Origin of the sequence: Rhodomicrobium sp. (assembly GCF_047605405.1) — a bacterium.
Classification (GTDB): domain Bacteria; phylum Pseudomonadota; class Alphaproteobacteria; order Rhizobiales; family Rhodomicrobiaceae; genus Rhodomicrobium; species Rhodomicrobium lacus.
On sequence record NZ_JASGFR010000028.1, the window covers coordinates 32,298 to 53,451 of the forward strand.

16 protein-coding genes and 1 riboswitch are annotated in these 21,154 nt (G+C 65.7%); of the genes, 5 read left to right on the forward strand and 11 right to left on the reverse strand.

Features of this window, described 5'->3' with window-relative positions; all coding sequences use genetic code 11:
- Nucleotides 1-448: 448 nt before the first annotated feature.
- Nucleotides 449-1,897: a PucC family protein gene (locus tag QM659_RS12040; protein ID WP_415188591.1), complete on the forward strand. Its 1,449-nt coding sequence runs from the start codon at nucleotides 449-451 to the stop codon at nucleotides 1,895-1,897.
- 405 nt (nucleotides 1,898-2,302) lie between these two features.
- Here the strand turns inward: QM659_RS12040 and gor are convergent, their stop codons facing one another.
- From gor to QM659_RS12060, 4 genes are all read right to left on the reverse strand, one after another.
- Nucleotides 2,303-3,673, reverse strand: a complete 1,371-nt coding sequence (gene gor / locus QM659_RS12045) for a glutathione-disulfide reductase (protein WP_415188592.1) — start codon at nucleotides 3,671-3,673, stop codon at nucleotides 2,303-2,305.
- A gap of 86 nt (nucleotides 3,674-3,759) precedes the next feature.
- On the reverse strand, nucleotides 3,760-4,977 hold the full coding sequence (locus QM659_RS12050) for a hypothetical protein (RefSeq protein WP_415188593.1): 1,218 nt from the start codon (nucleotides 4,975-4,977) through the stop codon (nucleotides 3,760-3,762).
- A gap of 145 nt (nucleotides 4,978-5,122) precedes the next feature.
- Nucleotides 5,123-5,848 carry a ribose-5-phosphate isomerase RpiA gene (gene rpiA, locus QM659_RS12055; protein ID WP_415188594.1) on the reverse strand — a complete coding sequence of 242 codons (726 nt, stop codon included), beginning with the start codon at nucleotides 5,846-5,848 and terminating at the stop codon, nucleotides 5,123-5,125.
- Nucleotides 5,845-7,293 (reverse strand): NAD-dependent succinate-semialdehyde dehydrogenase, encoded by a 1,449-nt coding sequence (locus QM659_RS12060; protein ID WP_415188595.1) that lies wholly within the window; start codon nucleotides 7,291-7,293, stop codon nucleotides 5,845-5,847. The genes rpiA and QM659_RS12060 overlap by 4 nt, the downstream gene beginning before the upstream one ends.
- Before the next feature lie 210 nt (nucleotides 7,294-7,503).
- Here QM659_RS12060 and QM659_RS12065 point away from each other — a divergent pair, with 210 nt between their 5' ends.
- A complete protein-coding gene (locus QM659_RS12065) occupies nucleotides 7,504-7,725 on the forward strand; it encodes a hypothetical protein (RefSeq protein WP_127077846.1) in 222 nt (73 codons plus the stop codon).
- Between the two features lie 274 nt (nucleotides 7,726-7,999).
- On the opposite strand, the gene QM659_RS12070 is transcribed toward QM659_RS12065, so the two are convergent.
- Nucleotides 8,000-9,514 carry a cobyric acid synthase gene (locus tag QM659_RS12070; protein WP_415188596.1) on the reverse strand — a complete coding sequence of 505 codons (1,515 nt, stop codon included), beginning with the start codon at nucleotides 9,512-9,514 and terminating at the stop codon, nucleotides 8,000-8,002.
- A gap of 94 nt (nucleotides 9,515-9,608) precedes the next feature.
- Nucleotides 9,609-9,801, forward strand: a riboswitch (cobalamin riboswitch).
- Nucleotides 9,802-9,926: 125 nt separating this feature from the next.
- On the opposite strand from QM659_RS12070, the gene QM659_RS12075 reads away from it, so the two are divergent.
- From QM659_RS12075 to cobN, 3 genes are read left to right on the forward strand one after another with little or no spacing between them, the layout of a single operon-like run.
- Nucleotides 9,927-10,334 carry a DUF1636 family protein gene (locus QM659_RS12075; RefSeq protein WP_415188597.1) on the forward strand — a complete coding sequence of 136 codons (408 nt, stop codon included), beginning with the start codon at nucleotides 9,927-9,929 and terminating at the stop codon, nucleotides 10,332-10,334.
- Nucleotides 10,334-11,365 (forward strand): cobalamin biosynthesis protein CobW, encoded by a 1,032-nt coding sequence (gene cobW, locus QM659_RS12080; protein ID WP_415188598.1) that lies wholly within the window; start codon nucleotides 10,334-10,336, stop codon nucleotides 11,363-11,365. Before QM659_RS12075 ends, cobW begins: the two co-directional genes overlap by 1 nt.
- Nucleotides 11,366-11,368: 3 nt before the next feature.
- A complete protein-coding gene (gene cobN / locus QM659_RS12085) occupies nucleotides 11,369-14,695 on the forward strand; it encodes a cobaltochelatase subunit CobN (RefSeq protein WP_415188599.1) in 3,327 nt (1,108 codons plus the stop codon).
- 39 nt (nucleotides 14,696-14,734) lie between these two features.
- Here cobN and QM659_RS12090 read toward each other — a convergent pair whose 3' ends face one another.
- The 6 genes from QM659_RS12090 to QM659_RS12115 all read right to left on the reverse strand — a co-directional run.
- Entirely contained in the window at nucleotides 14,735-16,864 is a 2,130-nt protein-coding gene (locus tag QM659_RS12090) for a heavy metal translocating P-type ATPase (protein ID WP_303484669.1), read from the reverse strand.
- Nucleotides 16,865-17,005: 141 nt separating this feature from the next.
- Nucleotides 17,006-17,548: a hypothetical protein gene (locus QM659_RS12095; RefSeq protein ID WP_415188600.1), complete on the reverse strand. Its 543-nt coding sequence runs from the start codon at nucleotides 17,546-17,548 to the stop codon at nucleotides 17,006-17,008.
- A gap of 76 nt (nucleotides 17,549-17,624) precedes the next feature.
- Nucleotides 17,625-18,035, reverse strand: coding sequence for a hypothetical protein (locus QM659_RS12100; RefSeq protein WP_303484672.1), 411 nt, complete (start codon nucleotides 18,033-18,035; stop codon nucleotides 17,625-17,627).
- Between the two features lie 23 nt (nucleotides 18,036-18,058).
- On the reverse strand, nucleotides 18,059-18,358 hold the full coding sequence (locus tag QM659_RS12105; protein ID WP_127077832.1) for a hypothetical protein: 300 nt from the start codon (nucleotides 18,356-18,358) through the stop codon (nucleotides 18,059-18,061).
- 636 nt (nucleotides 18,359-18,994) lie between these two features.
- Nucleotides 18,995-19,378 carry a hypothetical protein gene (locus QM659_RS12110; RefSeq protein WP_127077830.1) on the reverse strand — a complete coding sequence of 128 codons (384 nt, stop codon included), beginning with the start codon at nucleotides 19,376-19,378 and terminating at the stop codon, nucleotides 18,995-18,997.
- A 58-nt stretch (nucleotides 19,379-19,436) separates the two neighbouring features.
- Nucleotides 19,437-21,154 (reverse strand): OmpA family protein (locus QM659_RS12115; protein WP_415188601.1); only part of this gene is annotated, 1,718 nt, incomplete at its 5' end.

Genomic DNA, 21,154 nt, shown 5'->3' on the forward strand with positions numbered 1-21,154 from the left:
CGTCTCGCAGCCCGCACATAGGGCCCGGATCCTCCCGGATCTTGGGCGTTCTTTGGTGCGGGCGTAGCGAGGCGGCACCTTTCGGCGTCTCCCGTTTGCGGGAGACTTCGAACGGTTGGTCCGGGCAATCGGACCCCGTCGAAGCCGGAAGGTATAAGCCTGCGCGCGGCCCGCAAGGCTGCTGTCGCGCAGGCTGCCGTAAGAGATGCGGCGTCTTGAGGGTACGAAATGCCGCGCTTGGCGGCACGACCAGCGCAACTTACTCGGGCTAAACGGCCTATAGGCTGGCTGGGCTACGACACGGTCAGGTGAAGCGGTGCGAAGGCGACGGGGGTCGTCTTGCGGCGCTTTTTATGGCGTTTCCGAGAGTAGCGCTACTTTCCGGTCGCATATTCGGCGAAGGTTTCCCGTGGCCGCCATGGCCCCTTCAGTTGGAGTTGCTTGATCGATGACTCGTATAAGCCAGCGAGTGACGACTTTCATATTCACTCGTGGATCGCAGTTTCTGCCCTTCGCGGACGCGGCGACGCCTGAACTTCCGCTCTCCCGTCTGTTGCGCCTGTCGCTGTTCCAGGTGTCGGTCGGCATGGCGCTCGTGCTTCTCGTCGGCACACTCAACCGCGTGATGATCGTGGAACTGAACGTTCCCGCTTCCGTCGTCGCGATCATGGTGTCGATGCCGCTGTTTTTCGCGCCGTTCCGCGCGCTTATCGGGCACCGCTCCGACACTCATAAATCTGTCCTCGGATGGCGGCGCGTGCCCTTCATCTGGCAGGGTTCGCTCGTTCAGTTCGGCGGATTGGCGATCATGCCGTTCGCCATTCTGATCCTGTCCGGGCAGGGCGATGTCGCCGTGCCGGCCTGGATCGGGCATCTCGCGGCGGGCATCGCGTTCCTGCTCGTTGGCGCTGGCCTCCACACCGTCCAGACGGTCGGCCTTGCGCTCGCCACCGACCTTGCGCCGAAGGAATCGCAGCCGAAGGTCGTCGGCTTGATGTATGTCATGCTGCTGTTCGGCATGATCCTGAGCGCGATCCTTTTCGGCCTTCTTCTGACCGACTTCACGCCGGGCCGACTGATCCAGGTCATTCAGGGCGCGGCTGTCGCAACGCTCGTGCTGAACACGATCGCCTTGTGGAAACAGGAGGCGCGCCGTCCGTCCCGCCTGCTGACGGAGGAAGAGCGGAATCAGAAAGATCCCACGTTCCAGGAATCGTGGGCGGTCTTCGTGCAGGGCGGCAACGCGATCCGGCGCCTCGGCGCCGTGGCTCTCGGCACTGCTGCCTTCAGCATGCACGACGTCCTGCTCGAACCGTATGGCGGCCAGATCCTGCACCTCTCGGTCAGCGCCACGACGAAGCTCACCGCCACGCTGGCGGTCGGCGGCCTCCTCGGTTTCGCGCTGGCATCGCGTGTGCTGAGCCGTGGCTTCGATCCCTTCCGGATGGCCTTCTATGGAGCTTTGGTCGGTATTCCGGCCTTCCTCGCGGTGATCATGGCGGCTCCGACATCCCAGCCGTGGCTGTTCGTGGTCGGCACGTCGCTCATCGGTTTCGGCGCCGGCCTTTTCGGCCACGGCACCCTGACCGCCACCATGAACCTCGCGCCCAAGGATCAGACCGGGCTCGCGCTCGGCGCCTGGGGTGCCGCGCAGGCGACGGCAGCGGGCTTCGCCGTTGCGAGCGGCGGCATCATTCGCGACGTGATCGCGAGTTTCGGCGAGCAGTCCTTCGGCCCGGCAACCGGATATATCGTCGTCTATTCGATCGAAGTCGTTCTTCTCGTGGCGGCCCTGATCGCCATGATCCCGCTCCTCCGCACGAGCACCGTTGCGCCCGTGCGGGATGAACCGCCGGCAAGTGACGCGCGTCAAACCGCAATGCCGCTCGACGCCTGAGCTACGATCAGTCCGATCGGGTCGATATCGGCCTGATCGGCACCTGTCGAAGCTTGAAATAGACACGACCGGATTGCTTCGCGCGATCCGGTCGGAGCGCTTTCTTCACGGTCAAGAGTCTCATCTTTCGTCGAGGGCCCGCGAAGATCGCGCTATCGAGGCGCTCCCGCCCGCACAGCTTCCGGCTCGCGGCCGGTGTCAAGTTCGATTCCCATCGGAGATTTATCCTGCCGTCATATGCATCTGCCTTCGAAATGCAAATGGCAGTGGAGCGGCGCCACTCGAAGAAGCGAGGCCAGTGCGCAACGGAACACGATCACGCCCCGCATCTGACGTGGCGCTTTTTTGGATCGGGCGCGATGCGGGCTCTCGCCCCATCGCGTTCCGGCGTCTGGATCGCCCGACTCACGCCCCCGCAGGCGGCGTCCACTTCTCGCGCATCGTCACGAGTTCTTCCGCCATCGTCGGGTGCAGCGCGATCGTATCGTCGAAATCGGCTTTGGTCGCGCCCATCTTGACCGCGATGGCGACGGCCTGAATGATCTCCGCCGCGTCCGGCCCGAGGATATGCACACCCAGCACGCGATCCGAATCGGCATCGACAACCAGCTTCATGATCGTGCGTTCGGGGCGCCCGGCAAGAATGTTCTTCATCGGACGGAAGGCAGCCTTGTAAATGTCCACCGCGCGGAACATCTCGCGCGCCGCTTCCTCGGTATAACCGACCGTGCCGATTTCAGGCTGCGAGAAGACCGCCGTCGGCAGAAACGCGAGATCCACTGGGTTCGGGTTGTTCTTGTAGACCGCCTCGATGAAGGCCATCCCGTCGCGGATCGCGACCGGCGTCAGGTTCACGCGGTCGGTCACATCGCCCACGGCATAGATGCTCGGCACGGAGCTTTGATAACTGTCGTTGACCATGACGCGACCGTTCCAGCCGCATTTGACGCCGAGCTTCGAAAGTCCAAGCCCTACCGTGTTGGGTCGGCGGCCCGTGGCAAACATCACCAGATCGCAAGGGATGCGCGTGTCGCGATTTGTTGCGACCGTCAGCCCTGCGCCGGTCTTCTCGATGGCGACCGGTTCCGTGTTGCAGGTGATCGTGACGCCATGCTGGCGCATGATCGAGGTCAGCCCCTCGCGCATGTCGTGATCGAAGCCGCGCAGGATTTCGCCCCCGCGATAAACCAGTTCCACGTCGACCCCGAGGCCGTTGAAGATCCCCGCGAACTCCACCGCGATATAACCGCCGCCGACGATCACGATCTTCTTCGGCAGTTCCTCAAGATGAAAAGCCTCGTTCGAGGTGATGGCATGTTCGATGCCGGGAATGTCAGGCAGAAACGGATGACCGCCCGTCGCGATCAGGATGCGTTCCGCCGTAACGGTGCGATCCTCGGCCAGGAGCCGGACGGTGTGCGGATCGAGCACTTCGGCGCGACTGTTGAACACGGTGCCGCCCGCCGCTTCCACGCCGCCTGAATAAAGGCCGCTGAGGCGTTCGATTTCCTTGTCCTTCGCAGCAACGAGCGCTTTCCAGTCGAACCGCTTGCCCTCGACCGTCCAGCCATAGCCGCGTGCGTCGTCGATGGCGCGGCCGAATTCGCTCGCGTAAACGAACAGCTTCTTGGGCACGCAGCCGCGTACCACACAGGTGCCGCCGAACTTGTATTCCTCGGCGATGGCGGTCCGCACCCCGAGCTTGGCCGCGAGGCGCGCTGAACGAACGCCGCCCGAACCGCCGCCGATGACAAAGAGATCGTAATCGAATGTCATGAGTTTCTTTATGGTTGCAGGCTCGGGCGGTGATCGCACGAGCCTCATTGATCGCCAAAACGATAGCGGCCTCGCCGCCGTTGTCGTCAGATCGGCGAGCCGGTCTTGTCCAAATCTTCGAGCGAGCGTTCGAGCCCCTGACGCGTTTCCGGCGACAGGCGGTCCGCTAGCTTCTCTCGCCATTTATCGATGAGCGCCTGCCATTCGTCTGTGACTTTCTCACCGTCCTTCTTCGCGCGCTCGCGCACCTGCGCCTTGCGGTCGAAATCCTCGAAGGATTTCTGCGCCTGAACGATGTCGTCCTTCGTGAAGGCGGTGGCGGCAACCACCGCATTGCCGAGAAGATCGAAGCCCTTCGCAAACGACGGCGTGAGAACGAAGCGGTGGAACGTGTCGAGGTCCGAGTCCGAAAGCACCGATGCAACGATCGAGGGTGCGAGCGCGAGCACGAGCCCCTTGCGCACATTATAAGTGAACTCGAATTCGTCGATCTGCGCCGACAATTTCGCGCGCTCCTCCTCTGAAACGGGAGCGGTCGGCAGGTACACGTCGCGGGCGAAACGCTTCACGCGCGCCACGTTGTCTTCGAGATGCGAGATGCGAACGAGATCGTCGACCACGGCCTGCGCCTTGCGGACTTTCGCCGCCGACGGCACCGAAACCGAACTCGTGTCAAGCCCCGGCAGACCCTTCAGGTTCTTCGCCGCGTCGAGCTGCTTCGCCCATGCCGAGAATTCCGACACGACACGGCTGTCTTCGTAGGTGTAGCCGGTCACGAGTTTCGACGCCGCGTAAAGAACATCGAAGCCCTTTCGCACGGCCGGCAGCTCCAGCATCGCGCGGACATCGGCGATTTCGTCGCGGCTCGCCTCGCGGGCAAGCTGCGCGGCAAAGTCGGAGACGATGGCACCGCGATTTTCGGCGAGCGCGACGTCGAGTTCCTCGCCCGCCTTGCGCATGTAGTCCATGGCTGTGAGAAGTTTCGCAAGTTGCGTCGTGACCTCCGGGGTCGGGTCCGGCACGCCGGGATAACCGCCCTGGATGATTTCGCGCATCATGGGGATGTAAACGTCACGCAGGGTGCGCTGCAAATCGCCGTAGATTTCCGCTGCGTGGCTGGCCGTGAGGACATCCTCGATCAGCGCGTGCGCGAGCCGCTTCGCCTCGGGGTCGACGGGCCTCGCATCAGGGCTGGCGGGCGCCGAAGCGGCCGGAGGCGGAGGCGTTTCCAGCGCAAGAGCCACGCCGCCGGTAACGGCGGCGCTTGCCATGAAAACTGCGGGGACGATCGATCTCAAGCGCATGCCGTTGCTCCTGTATCAGCCCCGCCTTCCAGAGCCCCTTCGCGTTTCTCTGCGCGAAAAGGTCTCGTCTCTTGCGATGCGGCGTCTTCTTTTTATGAACGGCTGCGTTCATTGCCCGACGCCGCATCGACGGCACGGGCTTCGCTCAGTCTTCGTCTTCGTCGTCCGTTGCGGCGCTATAATGGCGAACGCCATCGGGAGCGGCGAGGAAAACGTCATCGGCGATCCCGAGGAACAGCCCGTGCTCCACGACGCCCGGAACGATGTCGAGCAGGTCCGCGAGCGTCTCGGGGTCCGGTATGGAGCCGAAGGCGCAATCGGCGATCAGATGTCCGCCATCGGTGCGGAAGGGCTCGCCCGAGGCTGTGCGGCGAAGCGCGATGCTGCCCTGACAGCCCGCATCCTCGGCCGCGGCCTCGATCATGGCGAGCGTGGCAGCCACGCCGAAATCCACGATTTCCACCGGCAGCGGAAACTCGCCGAGCTGCTCCACATATTTCGACGCGTCCGCTATGATGATGACGCGGTCGGATGCGAAGGCGACGATCTTCTCACGCAGAAGCGCGCCGCCGCCGCCCTTGAGAAGGTTCAACTGCGGGTCGATCTCATCCGCGCCGTCGATGGTCAGATCGACATCGGCAATGGTGTTGAAATCCGCGATCCTGATGCCGCGTTCTTCCGCGAAGCGTTTCGTCTGCTCCGAGGTCGCCACGCAGGTCAGATCGAGGTCTTCCGTCTTCAGCCGCTCCGCGAGGAGTTCGATGAAGGCGGAAGCCGTGGAGCCCGTGCCGAGGCCGAGCACCATGCCCGGTTCGACGAATTTAAGCGCTTCGGCTGCTGCCTGGCGCTTCAAGGTTTGAATGTCGGTCAATCCGAAAGTCCCCCAAGATACATGTATTTCAGTTCGAGAAATTCCTCGACGCCATGGCGTGAGCCTTCGCGACCGAGGCCAGATTCCTTGACGCCGCCGAACGGCGCGACTTCTGTCGAGATAATGCCTTCGTTGACGCCGACAATGCCGAATTCAAGGCGCTCCGTCACGCGCCATACGCGGGCGACGTCGCGGGAATAGAAATAAGCCGCGAGCCCATAAGGCGTGCCGTTGGCGAACGCGATGGCCTCGTCCTCGGTCTTGAAGCGGAACAGCGGCGCGACCGGACCGAAGGTTTCTTCCGTGGCGACGCGCATGTCGGGCGTGGCGTCCACGAGCACCGTCGGCTCGAAGAAGGTGCGGCCGAGCGCGTGACGCTTGCCGCCGACAAGGAGCCGAGCGCCCTTCGCGAGCGCGTCCGCGACGTGCTCTTCCACTTTTTTCAGGCCGGCTTCATTGATGAGCGGCCCTTGCTCGACGCCTGCCTGCAATCCGTCGCCGACCTTGAGCGCGGCCACACGCGCGGCGAGCCTGGCGGCGAAGGCATCATAGACGCCGTCCTGCACGAGGATGCGGTTCGCGCAGACGCAGGTCTGCCCCATGTTGCGGAATTTCGAGATAACAGCGCCTTCCACGGCCTTGTCGAGATCCGCGTCGTCGAAGACGATGAAGGGCGCATTGCCGCCAAGTTCGAGCGAAACCTTCTTCACCGTATCCGCCGACTGGCGCATGAGCAGCTTGCCGACGCGCGTGGAGCCGGTGAAGGTGATCGCGCGCACAAGCGGGTTCGCAGTCAGTTCGCTGCCGATGGCCTCCGCATCGCCCGTTACGATATTGATGACGCCGGGCGGAAAGCCTGCCTGCTCGGCGAGCGCGCCGAGAGCCAGCGCCGTCAGCGGCGTGTCAGGCGCGGGTTTCACAACCACGGTGCAGCCCACAGCAAGCGCGGGCGCAACCTTGCGCGTGATCATTGCGAAGGGGAAATTCCAGGGCGTGATCGCGCCGACGACGCCAACAGGTTGTTTCATGACGATGACGCGGCCGCCCTTGCGCGGCGTCGGAACGATCTCGCCATGAATGCGCTTGGCCTCTTCCGCGAAAAATTCGACGAAAGCCGCGCCATAAGCGACTTCGCCACGCGATTCCGGCAGCGGTTTTCCCATCTCCACGGTCATGAGGCGCGCCAGCGATTCCGCGTGGGCCAATTGAAGGTTGTGCCAGCGTTTGAGGATCGCCGCGCGCTCCTTGGCAAGCAGCCCGCTCCAGGCCGGAAAAGCCTTGTGCGCGGCCTCGATGGCCTCGCGGGTTTCTACGCGCCCGAAGTTCGGCACGCGCGCGAGGAACGCGCCGGTTGCGGGATTGACGACAGGGAGTGCCGGTTCGCCCCGCCATTCGCCTCCAATCAGACAGCGATCACGGAGCAGTGTCTTGAAAATCTGGTCCATGACTCCTCTTTCAGCGGGTCAGACATAATGCCGCGCCGCTGTAAATACTACAAGCGCCACCGGATTATGGCACCTGTTCCCAAAAAGCCACAAACTCTTAACGAATCAGCGCTCAATCACAGGATGCATTTGATATTCCCTGCAACCGAATATTAATGTGAGCGAAGAGCCCTGCGAGACAAGTCGCAGGCAGGAACGACGGAGCCCCCAATGACGAGCGTCTTATCACCGGTCCTGTCAGAAAGCACTCCCAATTCTCAAGCGCAGCCCGCCGAGAGCGCGGATTTCGCATTTCTTTCTCAACAAGATAGCCGTGAATATCTCGCCGACATGCTGAAGGAACTCAGCCTGATCGCCGGTCATGCCGATCTCGACCGCGCGCGCGAACTGATCGAAGCGGCTCTTGCCGAGATCGAGCCGCAACATTCCTGACAGACGCGAACAACCGCCGCGTGTTGATCGGCGGCGGAAAGAAGACTTGAAACCGGGCCTTTGAGCTATCCCTTCAAGCGTCATGCCGCAAATCGCGTGTGGCATGACGCGGTATGTTTCCTGTGCCGGTCTGCTTTTCTGCGTCAGATAAAGGCGCATTGGCACAGGCCCATTGCGGTGCGTTGCGCGAACCGCGCCTGAGCCGTCCGATGGCGCCCGCTGAGGCGGCGACCTCCGCGTTGGAGGCGTAAAGGCATCGTTCGGCGACCATGCCTCAGCGGGTGAGGCCCAGCATTGCCTCGATGTCTATGTGGCGGGCAAGGTGTGCGGCAAGGCGGTCGAGCGTGTCGTCTATGGCGGTTTCGTAGGAAAGCGCCGCAGGCTTGCCACCGAGCCGCGCCAGCCACGCGGCGCGCTGACGGTCGTCCGCGAACAGGCCGTGGACATAGGTGCCCATCACGCACCCGTCCGCCGACACCGCTCCATCGGGCCTGCACGATCCGTCCTCGTGGACAAGAACAAGCGGGCGCGCGGTGTCCGATCCGAAGGTGCGGCCGATGTGGATCTCGTAACCCGAGAACGGCACGCCGTCGGCCGCTGTCCGGCCCGTTACCGCCGCAAGCCGCTTGTCGCCCGAAAGCTCCGTCTCGACATCGAGCAGGCCGAGCCCCGGCACCCCGCCCGGCCGTCCCTCGATGCCCGCCGGATCGGCCACCCAGCGCCCAAGCATTTGATAGCCGCCGCAAAGGCCGAGCACGCGCCCGCCGCGCCGGACATGGGCGAGGATGTCCGCTTCCCAGCCGAGCGCACGCAGCGCGGAGAGATCCGCAATGGTGGCCTTCGAGCCCGGCAGGATGACAAGATCCGCGTCGGCGGGAAGCGGTTCGCCATGGGCCAGCGTCACGAGATCGACGTCCGGCTCAAGCCGCAGCGGATCGAGATCGTCAAAATTTGCGATGTGCGGAAGCACCGGCACCGCGACCCTCACGCGCTGGCCGGTCTTCGCGCCTTCGCGCACCCAGTCGCGGCTGAAGCCGTCTTCAGGCGGCAGGGCATGCGCGTCCGCAAACCACGGGACGAGGCCGAGCGACGCCCAGCCGGTTCGTTCCGCGATGAACCGCATGCCCTCCGCGAAGAGCCCCGCATCGCCGCGCATCTTGTTGACGATGAAGCCACGGATCATGGCGGCATCTTCGGCGTCGAGCACCGCGCTCGTGCCGACGAGGCTCGCGATCACCCCGCCCCGGTCGATGTCGCCGACGAGCACCACGGGCACGTCCGCCGCCCGCGCGAAACCCATATTCGCGATGTCGTTCGCGCGAAGGTTCACCTCGGATGGCGAGCCAGCGCCCTCCACCAGCACGAGGTCGCATTCGCCTTTCAGCCGCGCGAAGCTTTCAAGCACGGCGGGCATCAGCGCTGCCTTCCGCGACTGATAATCGCGTGCCTCGGCCTTGCCCCACACATGCCCTTGCACGACGATCTGCGCGCCGGTCTCGCTCTGCGGCTTCAGGAGCACTGGATTCATGTGAACGCTGGGCGGCACGCGCGCGGCGCGGGCCTGAAGCATCTGCGCGCGGCCGATCTCGCCGCCATCGGCCGTGACGCCCGCATTGGTCGACATGTTCTGTGGCTTGAACGGACGCACGGAAAGCCCCCGATCCGCGAACAGACGGCACAACCCCGCCACGATCAGCGACTTGCCGACATCCGAGCCGGTTCCCTGAAACATCAGTGCGCGGGCCGTCCTGTCGCCCAGCCGTCTCTCGTCGTCGCGAATACGTGTCATGCCCGGTGTCGATCCTTCTTCAGCGCGAAATCTCTACACCGCCCCGGCGCCGGATAAAGCGCCCGCCGATTGACTTCGCGTCACGGGCGTATCACAAATCGAGACAGCCGACGGTCCCTTCGGGGACGAAAAGGGAATACCGGGCGCACCACATCGTGCGAAGCCGGAGCTGCCCCCGCAACTGTGAGCGGCGAGCCTGCGCCAATTGCCACTGGAACCTGTTCCGGGAAGGCGGCACGGGCCGTGACCCGCGAGCCAGGAGACCTGCCGTCGCCTGCCGGATCGCGTTGCCGCGTTCCCTTGAAGCGCCGTTCCGGGCGGGGTGTCCCGGAGCGCAAGGTCCGACGGGAGGAGTGCAGGTCCGCCCGCCGCACGCGCCGGACGGCTCGCCGTCCGCTCCCCGGAATGAAGCATGGAGCCGCCCTCGACCTGTAAAGCCCCGCCAGCGCCCCGCGCCACCGTCTTCGTGTGCGTGCTTTGTGGACGCGACCCCGCCGACAAGGCCGCGCCTCCCGCAGGCCGCGCGCTCTACGAAGCGCTCGCCGCCGAGCGCGAAGCCAGCGCTGACACGCGCTTCCATATAGAACCGGCGCAATGCCTGTCGAACTGCAATCGCGGCCTCACCGTCGCCATCGCCGGGCCGGATCGCTGGACCTACATGTTCGGCGAACTGACGATCGAGGACGCGCCGAGCATTTATCGCGGCTGTGCAGCAAACGCCGAAACCGAAGACGGCCTCGTGCCGTGGAACGAGCGCCCCGCCTGCTTCCGCCGCGCGCTCATCGCGCGCGTGCCGCCGCTTCCTGAAAGGAGCCTCTGATGTCTCTCGCGAAAGTCCCCGTCACCATCATCACCGGCTTCCTGGGCGCGGGCAAGACGAGCCTTGTCCGTCATCTGATCGAAACCGCGAACGGCCGCCGCCTCGCGGTCCTCGTCAATGAATTCGGCGATGTCGGCATCGATGGCGAGATCCTGAAGGGCTGCGCCGATCCCGCATGCCCCGAAGACGCTATCGTCGAACTGACGAACGGCTGCCTTTGCTGCACCGTCGCGGACGAATTCGTGCCGACGATGACGGCGCTCCTGAACCGCAAGGAGCCGCCCGAACACATTCTCATAGAAACATCCGGCCTCGCGCTGCCGAAGCCGCTGCTGAAGGCGTTCGACTGGCCCGACCTGAAGACGCGCATCACCGTCGACGGCGTGATCGCGGTCGCGGACGCCGAGGCCGTGGCGGATGGCCGTTTCGCGCCGGACCCTGAGCTTGTGGCGAGACAGCGCGCGGGCGACACCAGCATCGACCACGACACGCCGCTCGGCGAAGTGTTCGAGGATCAGGTGGCCTGCGCCGATCTCGTGATCCTGAACAAGGCCGATCTCGTCGACGAGGCGCGGCTTGCCGTGGCGCGCGAAGCGGTGCTGGCGGAATCGCCGCGCCCCATCCCCGTGATCGGGGCAACCGAGGGGCGCGTCGATCCGCGCGTCGTGCTGGGGCTTGGCGCGGCTGCGGAAGACGACCTCGACGCGCGCCCGACGCATCACGATCATGGCGAGCCGCACGACCATGACGATTTCGAAACGGTCGCGGTCACGCTGCCGGAGCAGACATCGCAGGCCGACATCGTGGCGAAGGTCGAGGCAGCGGCCCGTGCGTACAACATCCTTCGCGTAAAAGGCTATATCGCCATCGCGGGCAAGCCGATGCGGCTTCTCGTGCAAGGCGTCGGAACCCGCGTTCGCGCGCAGTTCGACCGGCCATGGCGCGCGAGTGAGGAGCGCGTCTCGCGGCTCGTCGTCATCGGCGAAAAGGGCTTCGACGGGCAGGCGGTTGCGGCGGCGCTCGGGGCCTGACGCATGCACATTCTTTTCCGTGAACGGCACGGCCTCGAAGAGGCGGCGGTGGCGGAAGACCTCGGCCAGACGCCCGCCGACCTGGCGGTGCTTTCCTTCGCGGACAGCGACCTCGCAGCCTTCGCGGCGGGCTGGCGTGCGGGCGCGGATCTCCCGACGCTGCGCCTCGCCAACCTCGCGCGGCTGAGGCATCCGCTTTCGGTCGATCTTTACATCGAGAAGACGCTCACGGGCGCGCGGGCCGTTCTTGTCCGCTTGCTCGGCGGCATCGACTATTGGCGTTACGGTGTCGAGCAGCTTCGCGCGCTGGCGGAAGCGAAGGGCACCGCGCTGGCGTTCGTTTCGGGCGACGGGCGCGTCGATCCGCGTCTCGACGAGGCATCGACGGTGCCGGTCGCCATGCTGCGGCGTTTGCAGGCGCTGTGCGATCAGGGCGGCGCGCAGGCAGCGCAGGCCGCCCTCGCTGAACTTGCGCGCGCGGCCGGGTTCGATACGGAAACGACGGATGATGCGCACCCGCTTCCGCGCCACGGCTTCCTTGCGGGCGATCCCGCGATCTGCCCCCTCGCGCCGCCACGCGAAGGCGATGCGCCGCGCGCGCTCATCGTCTTTTACCGCGCGGCACTCGCCGCCGCCGACACCGCGCCCATTGAAGCGCTGCTCGATGCTCTTTCTACGCGCGGCTTCGATCCAGCCGCCGTCTTCGTCGCGAGCCTCAAAGACGAGAGGACGCGCGCCTGGCTCGCCGACGCGCTCCGCCGGATCGTGCCGGACGTGATCGTGAATGCGACGGCGTTTTCAGCGCGCGATGCGGAAAACGGAGCGTTCGACGCTTCGGATGCACCCGTGTTGCAGATCGCGCTGGCGGGGTCTTCGCGCGAGGCTTGGGCGGAGTCGGATCGCGGCCTGTCGCCCGCCGACCTCGCGATCCACGTCGTGCTGCCGGAAATCGACGGGCGCATCTTCGCGGGCGCGATCTCCTTCAAGGAGCCGGAGGCGTCGGACCCGGAGCTTGGCTTTGCCCGCGTCGTTCATGCGCCTGATGCCGAACGCGTCGAAGCGGTCGCGGAAAAGGCGCGCGCGCTTGCAAGGCTGCGGCGTACCGCGCCCGCCGAGCGCAAGCTCGCGCTCGTGCTCTCCTCCTATCCCGGCCGCGACGATCAGATCGCCCATGCGGTGGGTCTCGACGCCCCGGAAAGTGCGGTCGAAATTCTGCGTCTGCTCTGCGCCGAGGGCTACAGCTTAGAACAATTGCCGGCCGACAATGGCGCGTTGATCGAAGCGCTTCTCGAAGAGCGGATGGCGTGGCCGTTCGCCGACTATCGCGCCGCTCTCGAAACGCTCGATCCGGCGCTGCGCGCGGCCTTGTTCGCCGCATGGGGCGAGCCGGATGCAGACCCCGCCTGCCGCGATGGGGCGTTCCGCTTCCGCGCGGCACGCTTCGGCAATGTCATCGTTGCGGCCCAGCCCGAGCGCGGCAGTGCGCGCGACCGCGTCGCCGAGTATCACGACCCGCGCCGTCCGCCGCGCCACGCCTTCGTTGCATTCTATCTCTGGCTGCGCCATGCCGCGAAGATCGATGCGCTCGTGCATATCGGCGCGCATGGCACGCTCGAATGGTTGCCGGGAAAGTCGGTCGCCTTGTCGGGCGCATGCTGGCCGGAGGCGCTGACCGGAGCCCTGCCGGTGGCTTATCCCTTCATCGTCAACGACCCGGGCGAGGCCGCGACCGCGAAGCGCCGCCTCGGCGCGGTGACCATCGGGCACATGACGCCGCCGCAGCGCATCGCCGCACTGCCGCCCGAGTTCCGCACGCTTGAGCGTCTCCTCGACGAATATTCCAACGCGGACGGCCTCGATCCGCGCCGCCGCGAGCGGCTCGCGTGCAACATCGTGGACGCGGCCCGCGAGGCGAAGCTCGACCGCGACCTCGGCCTCAGCGACGGCATGGCGCCGCTCGACGCCGTGGTGAAGCTCGACGCTTTCGTTTGCGACGTGAAGAACGCGCTGTTTTCCGACGGGCTGCACGTCTTCGGGCGAGCGCCGAAACTGCCGGAGACCACGGACGGGGCGCTCGCCACCATGCCGTTCGATGCCTGCGCGAACGCGGAACGAGACGGCCTTCTCGCCGCGCTCGACGGTCGCTCCGTGCCGCCCGGTCCTGCCGGGTCGCCCTGGCGTGGGCGCCGCGATGTCCTGCCGACAGGCCGCAATCTCTTCACCGTCGATCCGCGCGCCGTGCCGAGCCGCGCCGCAGCCGAGCAGGGCAGGCGCCTCGCCGACGCCCTCATCACGCGCCATCTTCAGGACCATGGCGATTACATGCGCGCGCTGATTGTGGATCTCTGGGGTTCGGCGACCATGCGCACCGCGGGCGAAGAGTTCGCCATGGCGCTGGCGCTGATCGGCGTCGCACCGGTGTGGGACAACACCTCCGATCGCGTATCCGGCTTCGAAATCGTGCCGCTGGCAAAGCTCGGCCGACCGCGCATCGACGTGACGCTTCGCATCTCCGGCCTTTTCCGCGACGTTTTCCCTTCGCTGCCCGCGCTGTTCGAGCAGACGGTGGCAACTCTGGCGGCGCGCGACGAGCCGGTGGAGGAAAATCCGTATCTCGGCGGTTTGCAGGGCCCTCGCGTCTTCGGTCCGGCTCCCGGCAGCTACGGCGTGGGCGTCGCCGAGGCCGTGGCCGCGCTGACCGACGAAGCGCGCGAGGCGGCGGCGACGGCGTGGCTTTCGGCCAGCGCGTTCGCCTATGGTGTCGGCGCCGATGGCACAGCCGCCCGCGCCGCGCTCGAAGCCCGCGCGGCTTCCGCCGATGCGTTCGTTCACACGCAGGATCTGCCCGAAACGGACCTTCTCATGGCTCCCGACTACGCCGCCCATGAAGCCGGTTTCGCGGCGGCGGCCCGCTCCCTCGGCGGCGACCCGGCGCTCTATCATGCCGACTCGGCGCGCGCGCAAGCACCGCGCATGCGCACGCTCGGCGAGGAAATCGCCCGCGTGGTCCGCGCGCGCGCCGCGAACCCCGCCTGGGTTGCGGGCCAGATGAGGCATGGTTTTCGCGGCGCCGCGGAAATCGCCTGGACGCTCGACCAGATGGCGCTTTTCGCTCACCTCGCGGGCGCGGTCGAAAGCCATCACTTCGACCTTTATTACGACGCGACGCTTGGAGCGGACGAGGTGCGCGCCTTCCTCGAAGCGGCGAATCCGAAAGCGGCCGCCGCAATGCGCAGCCAGTTCCGTGCGCTCATCGAGGCGGGATACTGGCGAACGCAGCGCAACAGCGTCATCGCCGTCATCGAAGATGATCACCCGGTCGGATCGTGAACGCCGCCGCCAGCCGCGCGCGCACCTGCCGCGGTCAAGTCAGTTCATCGCGGATTGTCGCGATGGCGCGGGCAGCTTGCGTGGCGGCGCAAGGCGCGCGACCGCAGGCTTTCTCGGCAGCTTGTTCGAGGCGAGCGCGCGCAGGAGGATGCCGATGGTGGTGCCGTTGTGCAGGAAGGCCGTCGCGATGGGCGACAGCTTGCCGAGCACCGCGAGCGCCATGATCGCCGAGTTGATGCCGACGGACGCGCGGAAATTCGAGCGGATCAGCTTCAGCGTTTCGCCCGAGAGGACGCGCAGCTTGGCGAGACCGTCGAGCCGGTCGTCGAGCAGCAGGATGTCGGCGGTCGCCCGCGCGATGTCGGCGGCGCGCGGCATGGCGATGCCGACATGGGCCGCCATCAACGCAGGGCCGTCGTTCACGCCATCGCCGACGAACGCCACGACGCGGCCTTCGGCCTTCAGCGCTTCGATGATACTCGCCTTATCCTCGGGCTTCTGGTCGTGATAGACGCGGTCGAGTTCGAGGATCTGGCCGATCTGCTTCGCCTTCGCCTCGTGGTCGCCCGTGATCATGATGATCGACTTCACGCCGTTCTCGCGAAGTTGGCGCAGCACGGGCAGCGCTTCCTCGCGAAGCCGGTCGCGCAGCCCGATGACGCCGATCAGCCTGCCTTCAGCCGCGACGAACAGCATGGACTTGCCCGCGCCCGCGAGCCGCTCGATGATCGCTTCCGCGCTCGCGAACGAAACGCCCTCGTGCTCCTCCAGATAATGGCGCGAGCCGATGCGGATCGTCTGCCCGTTGACGTGCGAGCCGATGCCGTGGCCGACGAGGAAATCCACCTCTTCGTGGCTGATATGCGCAAGATGGCGACGGCGCGCGACATCGACCACGGCGGCGGCAACGGGGTGGCTCGTGTGCTCGGCGAGCGACGCGACCAGCGCCAGAAGGGCCTCGTCATCGAGATTCGAGTCGGTCGGACGATGAATGTCCGTCACTTCCAGCGTGTTGTGCGTGAGCGTGCCCGTCTTGTCGAAGACGACCGTATCGACCGAGCCCACGGTTTCGAGCGCGCGGCCGCTCTTGATGAGGCAGCCTTCCTTCGCCGCGCGATACATGGCCGATTTGACCGCGATCGGCGTGCCGAATTTCACCGCGCAGGAATAGTCGACGAGAAACACCGATTCCAGCCGCCGCCAGTCGCCCGTCGCGGCAAAGACTGCCGCGCCGGATGCAAGCGTGATGAACACGCGGCGGTCGGCGAGGCGATGGCTTTCGCTCTGGATGCCGGAGGGATCGGTCAAGCCTTCGAGGATATAGCGGGAGATGCGCGCCGTGGTCGTGGTGTCGCCGACGCGCTCAGCCACGATGACGAGACGGCCTTCGGTCACGACGGAGCCGGACAGCACCTCGTCGCCTTCCTCGCGGGGAATGGGCAGACTCTCGCCCGTGACAGCCGACTGGTTGACCCACGCATTGCCTGAAAGCACGACGCCGTCGACCGGGATGCGGTCGCCCGTGTTGACGACCACGCGCGCGCCCTCCGTCACTTCGTCGTAAGGAATGCTGCGGAGCGCGCCGTCATCTGTTTCAATCGTCACAGCGTCCGGGCGGGCCTTCAGGAGGTTGCGCAGCAGCGTGTCCGACCGCGCCGACGTGCTCGCCTCGATGTGGCCGCCGAGGTCGAGCAGGAAGCGCGTGAAGTTTGCCGTGCGCCAGTCACGCCGGAACGCGGGCAGCGTGATGGCGATGGCGTCGAGCACTTCGACGGTCAAGCCGCGACCGGCGAGGTTTCGCGCGCCGCGAACGAGCACCGGCGCGACGTTCGCCGCCGATATGAGCGCGCGCAGCGGCGGCGGCAGGATGAAACTCGCGAGAAGGATGCCGCCCGAAACGAACACATGGCCAAGGTCGGGTGTCTCTTCCTCTGCTGCCGGAACGGCATCCGCAGGCGCAGGGTGACTGACGGCGCGCACAATGCTCGCGCGCGTGCGCCGATCTCCATCGTGATGAACGACAAGGCTTTTCGCAGGCGCGTTGAGGCGGACCGAGGAAACGCCCGGCAGTGCTTCGATGGAGGCCGCGATCCGCTGGCCCATCGTCGCGGCGTCGCGGACACGGAACCGCAACCGCTTCGGCGTCTCATGCACAATGCGAATCGTCATGCGTCGTTTCCCTCGACAAGCACGGCGCGAAGCGCCCCGCTTCCGCTAGAGCAATTATGTGGCCGGGATTTCGATAAACGAATCCTTGGAGCGCCTCCAAAACTGGGACAGACGCGCCAAGGAACTGCTCGCGATTGGCTGTTACTGGTGGTTGTCCCCGGTATGGATCTCGGCTTCCGCATCGCGGAACCGCTCCTTGACCTCTTCCACCCCGCCCTGAAGCGTCGACCAGAGCTTCACCGCCGCACCGATCAGGTTCCTCTGCACCGTCTCGTTGGTCAGGAGGTAAGTCAGGCCCGCGCCGATCACGACGCCCTTTACGAGCGCGTCGTTATGGATGTCGAAGCCCGACGAGAAAAAGCCGCCGGTGGCTTTCTGCTGCGCGGGGGCTTCCGGCTGAGGGGCCGCCTGCGGGCCGTGACCGTAGGGAGGAAAATGCGGGTGGTGGTGATGCCCATACCAGGGATGGGGGCCATAGGCGGGAGCGGGACCGTACCAGAGCGGGGCTTGCGGCTGGGCTGCCTGTTCCTGCGGCTGCGGCTGACCCTGCGGGCCCCAGCCCGGATAGCCGTAAGGTGCGCCATATGCCGCCGCCGGGTAGCCCGGATACCAGCCTTGCGGGGCTTGTGCCGGGTTTGGCCCCTGCGCGGTATACGTCTTGTTTTCGTTGTTGTGATCGCTCATGAATGTCTCCTGCCTCAAGCTTGCCGGTTCCCGTCCGGGACTCGAAATTCTGTGGGTTGCGTGACGAGACGCCGGATCAGACCGCCTTCGGGTTGGCGCCCTGCGTCGATGACGCGAGGATGATGTCGTCACCTTGCTTTGCCGAAGGCTCGTCTCTGCCTTCCGCTGCGTCGGAGAGCGCTTTCTGGCGCTTCGGAGGCGACATGATCCAGGCTGCCGCCGCGGCCCCCGCGAGAAACGACACCGCGCGCGAAAAACCGTGCCCGCCGATTGCAGCAGCCGCCGCGCCGCCGACCGCCGCCGCGATACCGGCTTTCGTCGCCGCAGCAACGGTGTCCGTCACCGCCTGCGGGACCGATTTGTCCCCCTGCTGCGCCGCCGCAATGGACTGGCCCGCAACGATACCGCCGCTTATGAGGGCGCCGAAAGCGCCGAAGCGAATCGCCGCATCTGCAGCTTCGCCGGGAAGATGGTGCCTATGCGACATGATTTTTCTCCTTGGGTACTCTCTCAATACCGTCCGTTCGACTTCCGCAGCCGGTCGCCGTCGGTCGCCGGGGCGTCCCGATCATCCTCCACGACGGTTGCCGTTCTCTTGTTGCGAACGGCGGCCGCGACGAGCACTGCGGCGGCACCGATGGCGGCGCCCGTCCAGAAGCGGCGATCCGAGACGGTCGCGCGATCCAGAAGACCGACTTGTGCCATCGGATCGAAGGGCGATCCATGGGAGCCGTGCAGAAGCTGCTCCACAAGCTTATCGCCGTGCCGCATGGCATGGAGCAGGTTGGAAAGCGTGTCATCGTAGGACATCGTTGTCTCCGGACGTTTCGCACCGACGTCGATGGCTGGGGAAGTACTGCCGGGAGGCCGGAGGGCTCGCTTTCAAAACCCCATAAGACGAGCCTCTTCTATCGATTGTGCAATGCATGTGTTAATAAACGCGCCACGAATACAGCTACATAACAACGAAACCAAAAGTCAATGCGTAATTAAAAATTAAAACTGGAATAATTCTAATTATAGAATCCTTTTTGTCGATTAACATTTCTGTAGATTATTGCGGCTGCGAGAGGCGCGCCCCGCCGAACATTCTGCCTATCCATGGAAAGATACCCGTGCCTGCGGTGAGCTTGAACGTAAGCCGGTCCCCGCTCCGATATTTTCGTGCGCCATGACGACATCCCTGGCGGCAAGCAGCAAATGACCCCGAAGGACGACGAACTATCCAACGGTTGTCGACCGGGGGATTGCTCGAAGGTTTCCCTCAAAAAACGCGGCGCGTGGATCGGGTGATGAACAAGAATACCGAGGTTCCGGGCGCAAGCCCTTCTCCTTCCCCACATGTCGACGGCCTTGTTCCGTTTGCGGTCGGGGTCGATGGGGACGCTACCTATCGCGGCTTGGCATGCTCTCGTTCCGGTTTTGCCTGAGCCGTTCCCGCTCTGGCTAAATCACGAACAGAAGCCAGATTGCGCCGAGAAGCAGCACATTCAGCTGCTCGGACACGTTCATGGAGCCGAAGCGCTTGCGGCGCTTGCCCACGACCTTGATGACTTCCTTGGTGATGACCTTCGGCGGGGGCGGCGGAAGTGCCGGGTTCGGCGTCCCGCGAAGCCACCGCCAGAACAGGTTCAAGGCCCAGCGCCCGTAGCGCAGCAGCGCCAGCGTGCCGCCGGTAAAGCTTCGATAGCGGACGCTGAGAAGCATCCACGCAACGATCAGAATCCAGAGCACCGTCGAGATGAGGTCGCGCAGCACGAACCACACGACCGTCCAGACGACGCTCAGGAAGAAACTCAGGACTGTCCAGATGTAAGAAAGGATGTCCATCGCTTCCCCCTGCCGGAAAGCGGGCGCAGGAGCCCGCTTTCGTCACTTCCTTTGGCGATCAGGGCCGGTAATCGTTCCGCGGCCCTTGTTCGCTATTGCTGTAGCGGCCTTGGTCACTCTGCAAAAGGGGCGTGAGCCGCCTAATAACGACGCGGCGGTTCCTGATTTCCGGTCCCTGCGTCGGTATGAGCAGGAACTGCTCGCCGTAGCCCTGCGTGACAAGGTTCTCGCGCGGAACCTGATAATACTGCGTCAACACGTCGGCCACGGCCTGCGCGCGCCGGTCCGACAGCGACAGATTATCCTCGTCGGTCCCGACCGCATCCGTGTGCCCTTCGATCAGGAACACTTCGCCCGGGTTGTGCTGCACGATGCGGTTGATCGAATCCGCGATGCCCTGAAGCAGCGGCGCCTGATCGGGCCGCACCTCCCACGATCCGAAGTCGAAATGGATCGTGTTCAGCCTGACGCTGCGCATGCGGTCGCGCACGCTCGCGCTGGCGAGCACTTCGTCGAGAGAGTAGCTGCGCGGCAGCGGCTCCACCGGCGGAGCGTACAGCGTATCGTAGATGACCTCTTCCGACGCCACGCCCGCGTCCACGATGTAATCGTCGCGCGGGATCGCGATGGCCGGGGGCGGCAGCATCACAATCGCCGCCCCGATGGCCGCAAGGCCGAGGCCCGCAGCAAGCGCGCGGTTCTCGAACAGCGTGAAGCGGCGACCGTCGGGCAGGATGCGAACGCGGCGGATCGGACGGCCGAAGCGGTCCACTTCCACTTCCACGCGCGAACCGTCCGGACGATGGAACGTCGCGAACTCGCCCCCGCCGGGAATCGGACGGCGATCCGGGCGCCCGCCGAAATGGCCGAAGTTCGCAGTCTCGTCGTGGCGGATGAACGTCTGGTTGTTAAGCCGGAAGATCTTGCGGTTGCCCGGCTCCTCGATGAAGCGGACGCCGTTCGGGTCGAAGCGCTCGTGCCGCTGCGCGTGGATATCGCGGAAGCGTTCGTTCTGAAGGCGCGTCCGCTCCTCAAGCCCCTCGCGGCTGCGCTCGCGGTCGGCCTGACGGCGCTGATCTTCCTCGATCTTGCGGCCCAGTTCGATGCGGCGCGTGTCGCGTTCCTCGACCTCGCGGCGCTGTTCGGGCGAGAAGCCCGCGCCGAACGGCGGGCGGTTACCCGGCTGCGGCTGCGCACCGCCGAATTGGGGCTGGCCACCGGCACCGCCACCGAACGGCGGCTGAGCGCCCGGCTGACCGGGCTGACCACCGAACTGCGGGCGATCACCCGGGCGGAAACCGGGCTGTCCCGGTTGCGCGCCCTGACCGAATCCTGCCGGGCCTTGTCCCTGCGCCTGCGATCCGCCCGTCTGGCCCGGTTGGCCGCCGGGAAAGCCGGGCTTCAAACCGCCCGATTGCTCGGAAGCGCCACCCGGCGCGCCTTGATCGAAGCGCCCGCCTTGCGGCTGACCCGCGCCGCCGGGCTGCTGGGTGCTCTGGCCGCCCGCCGAGCCGAAGCCGGTCGCGCCCTGTCCCTGCGGCTGCCTGCCGCCGGGTGTGCCTTGCGGCGTACCCTCGCCGAAGCGGCCGCCTTGCGGCTGACCCGCGCCGCCGGGCTGCTGGGTGCCCTGACCGCCCGCCGAGCCGAAGCCGGTCGTGCCCTGTCCCTGTGGCTGCCTGCCGCCGGGAGTGCCTTGCGGCGCACCCTCGCCGAAGCGTCCACCTTGCGGCTGACCCGCGCCGCCGGGCTGCTGGGTGCCCTGACCGCCCGCCGAGC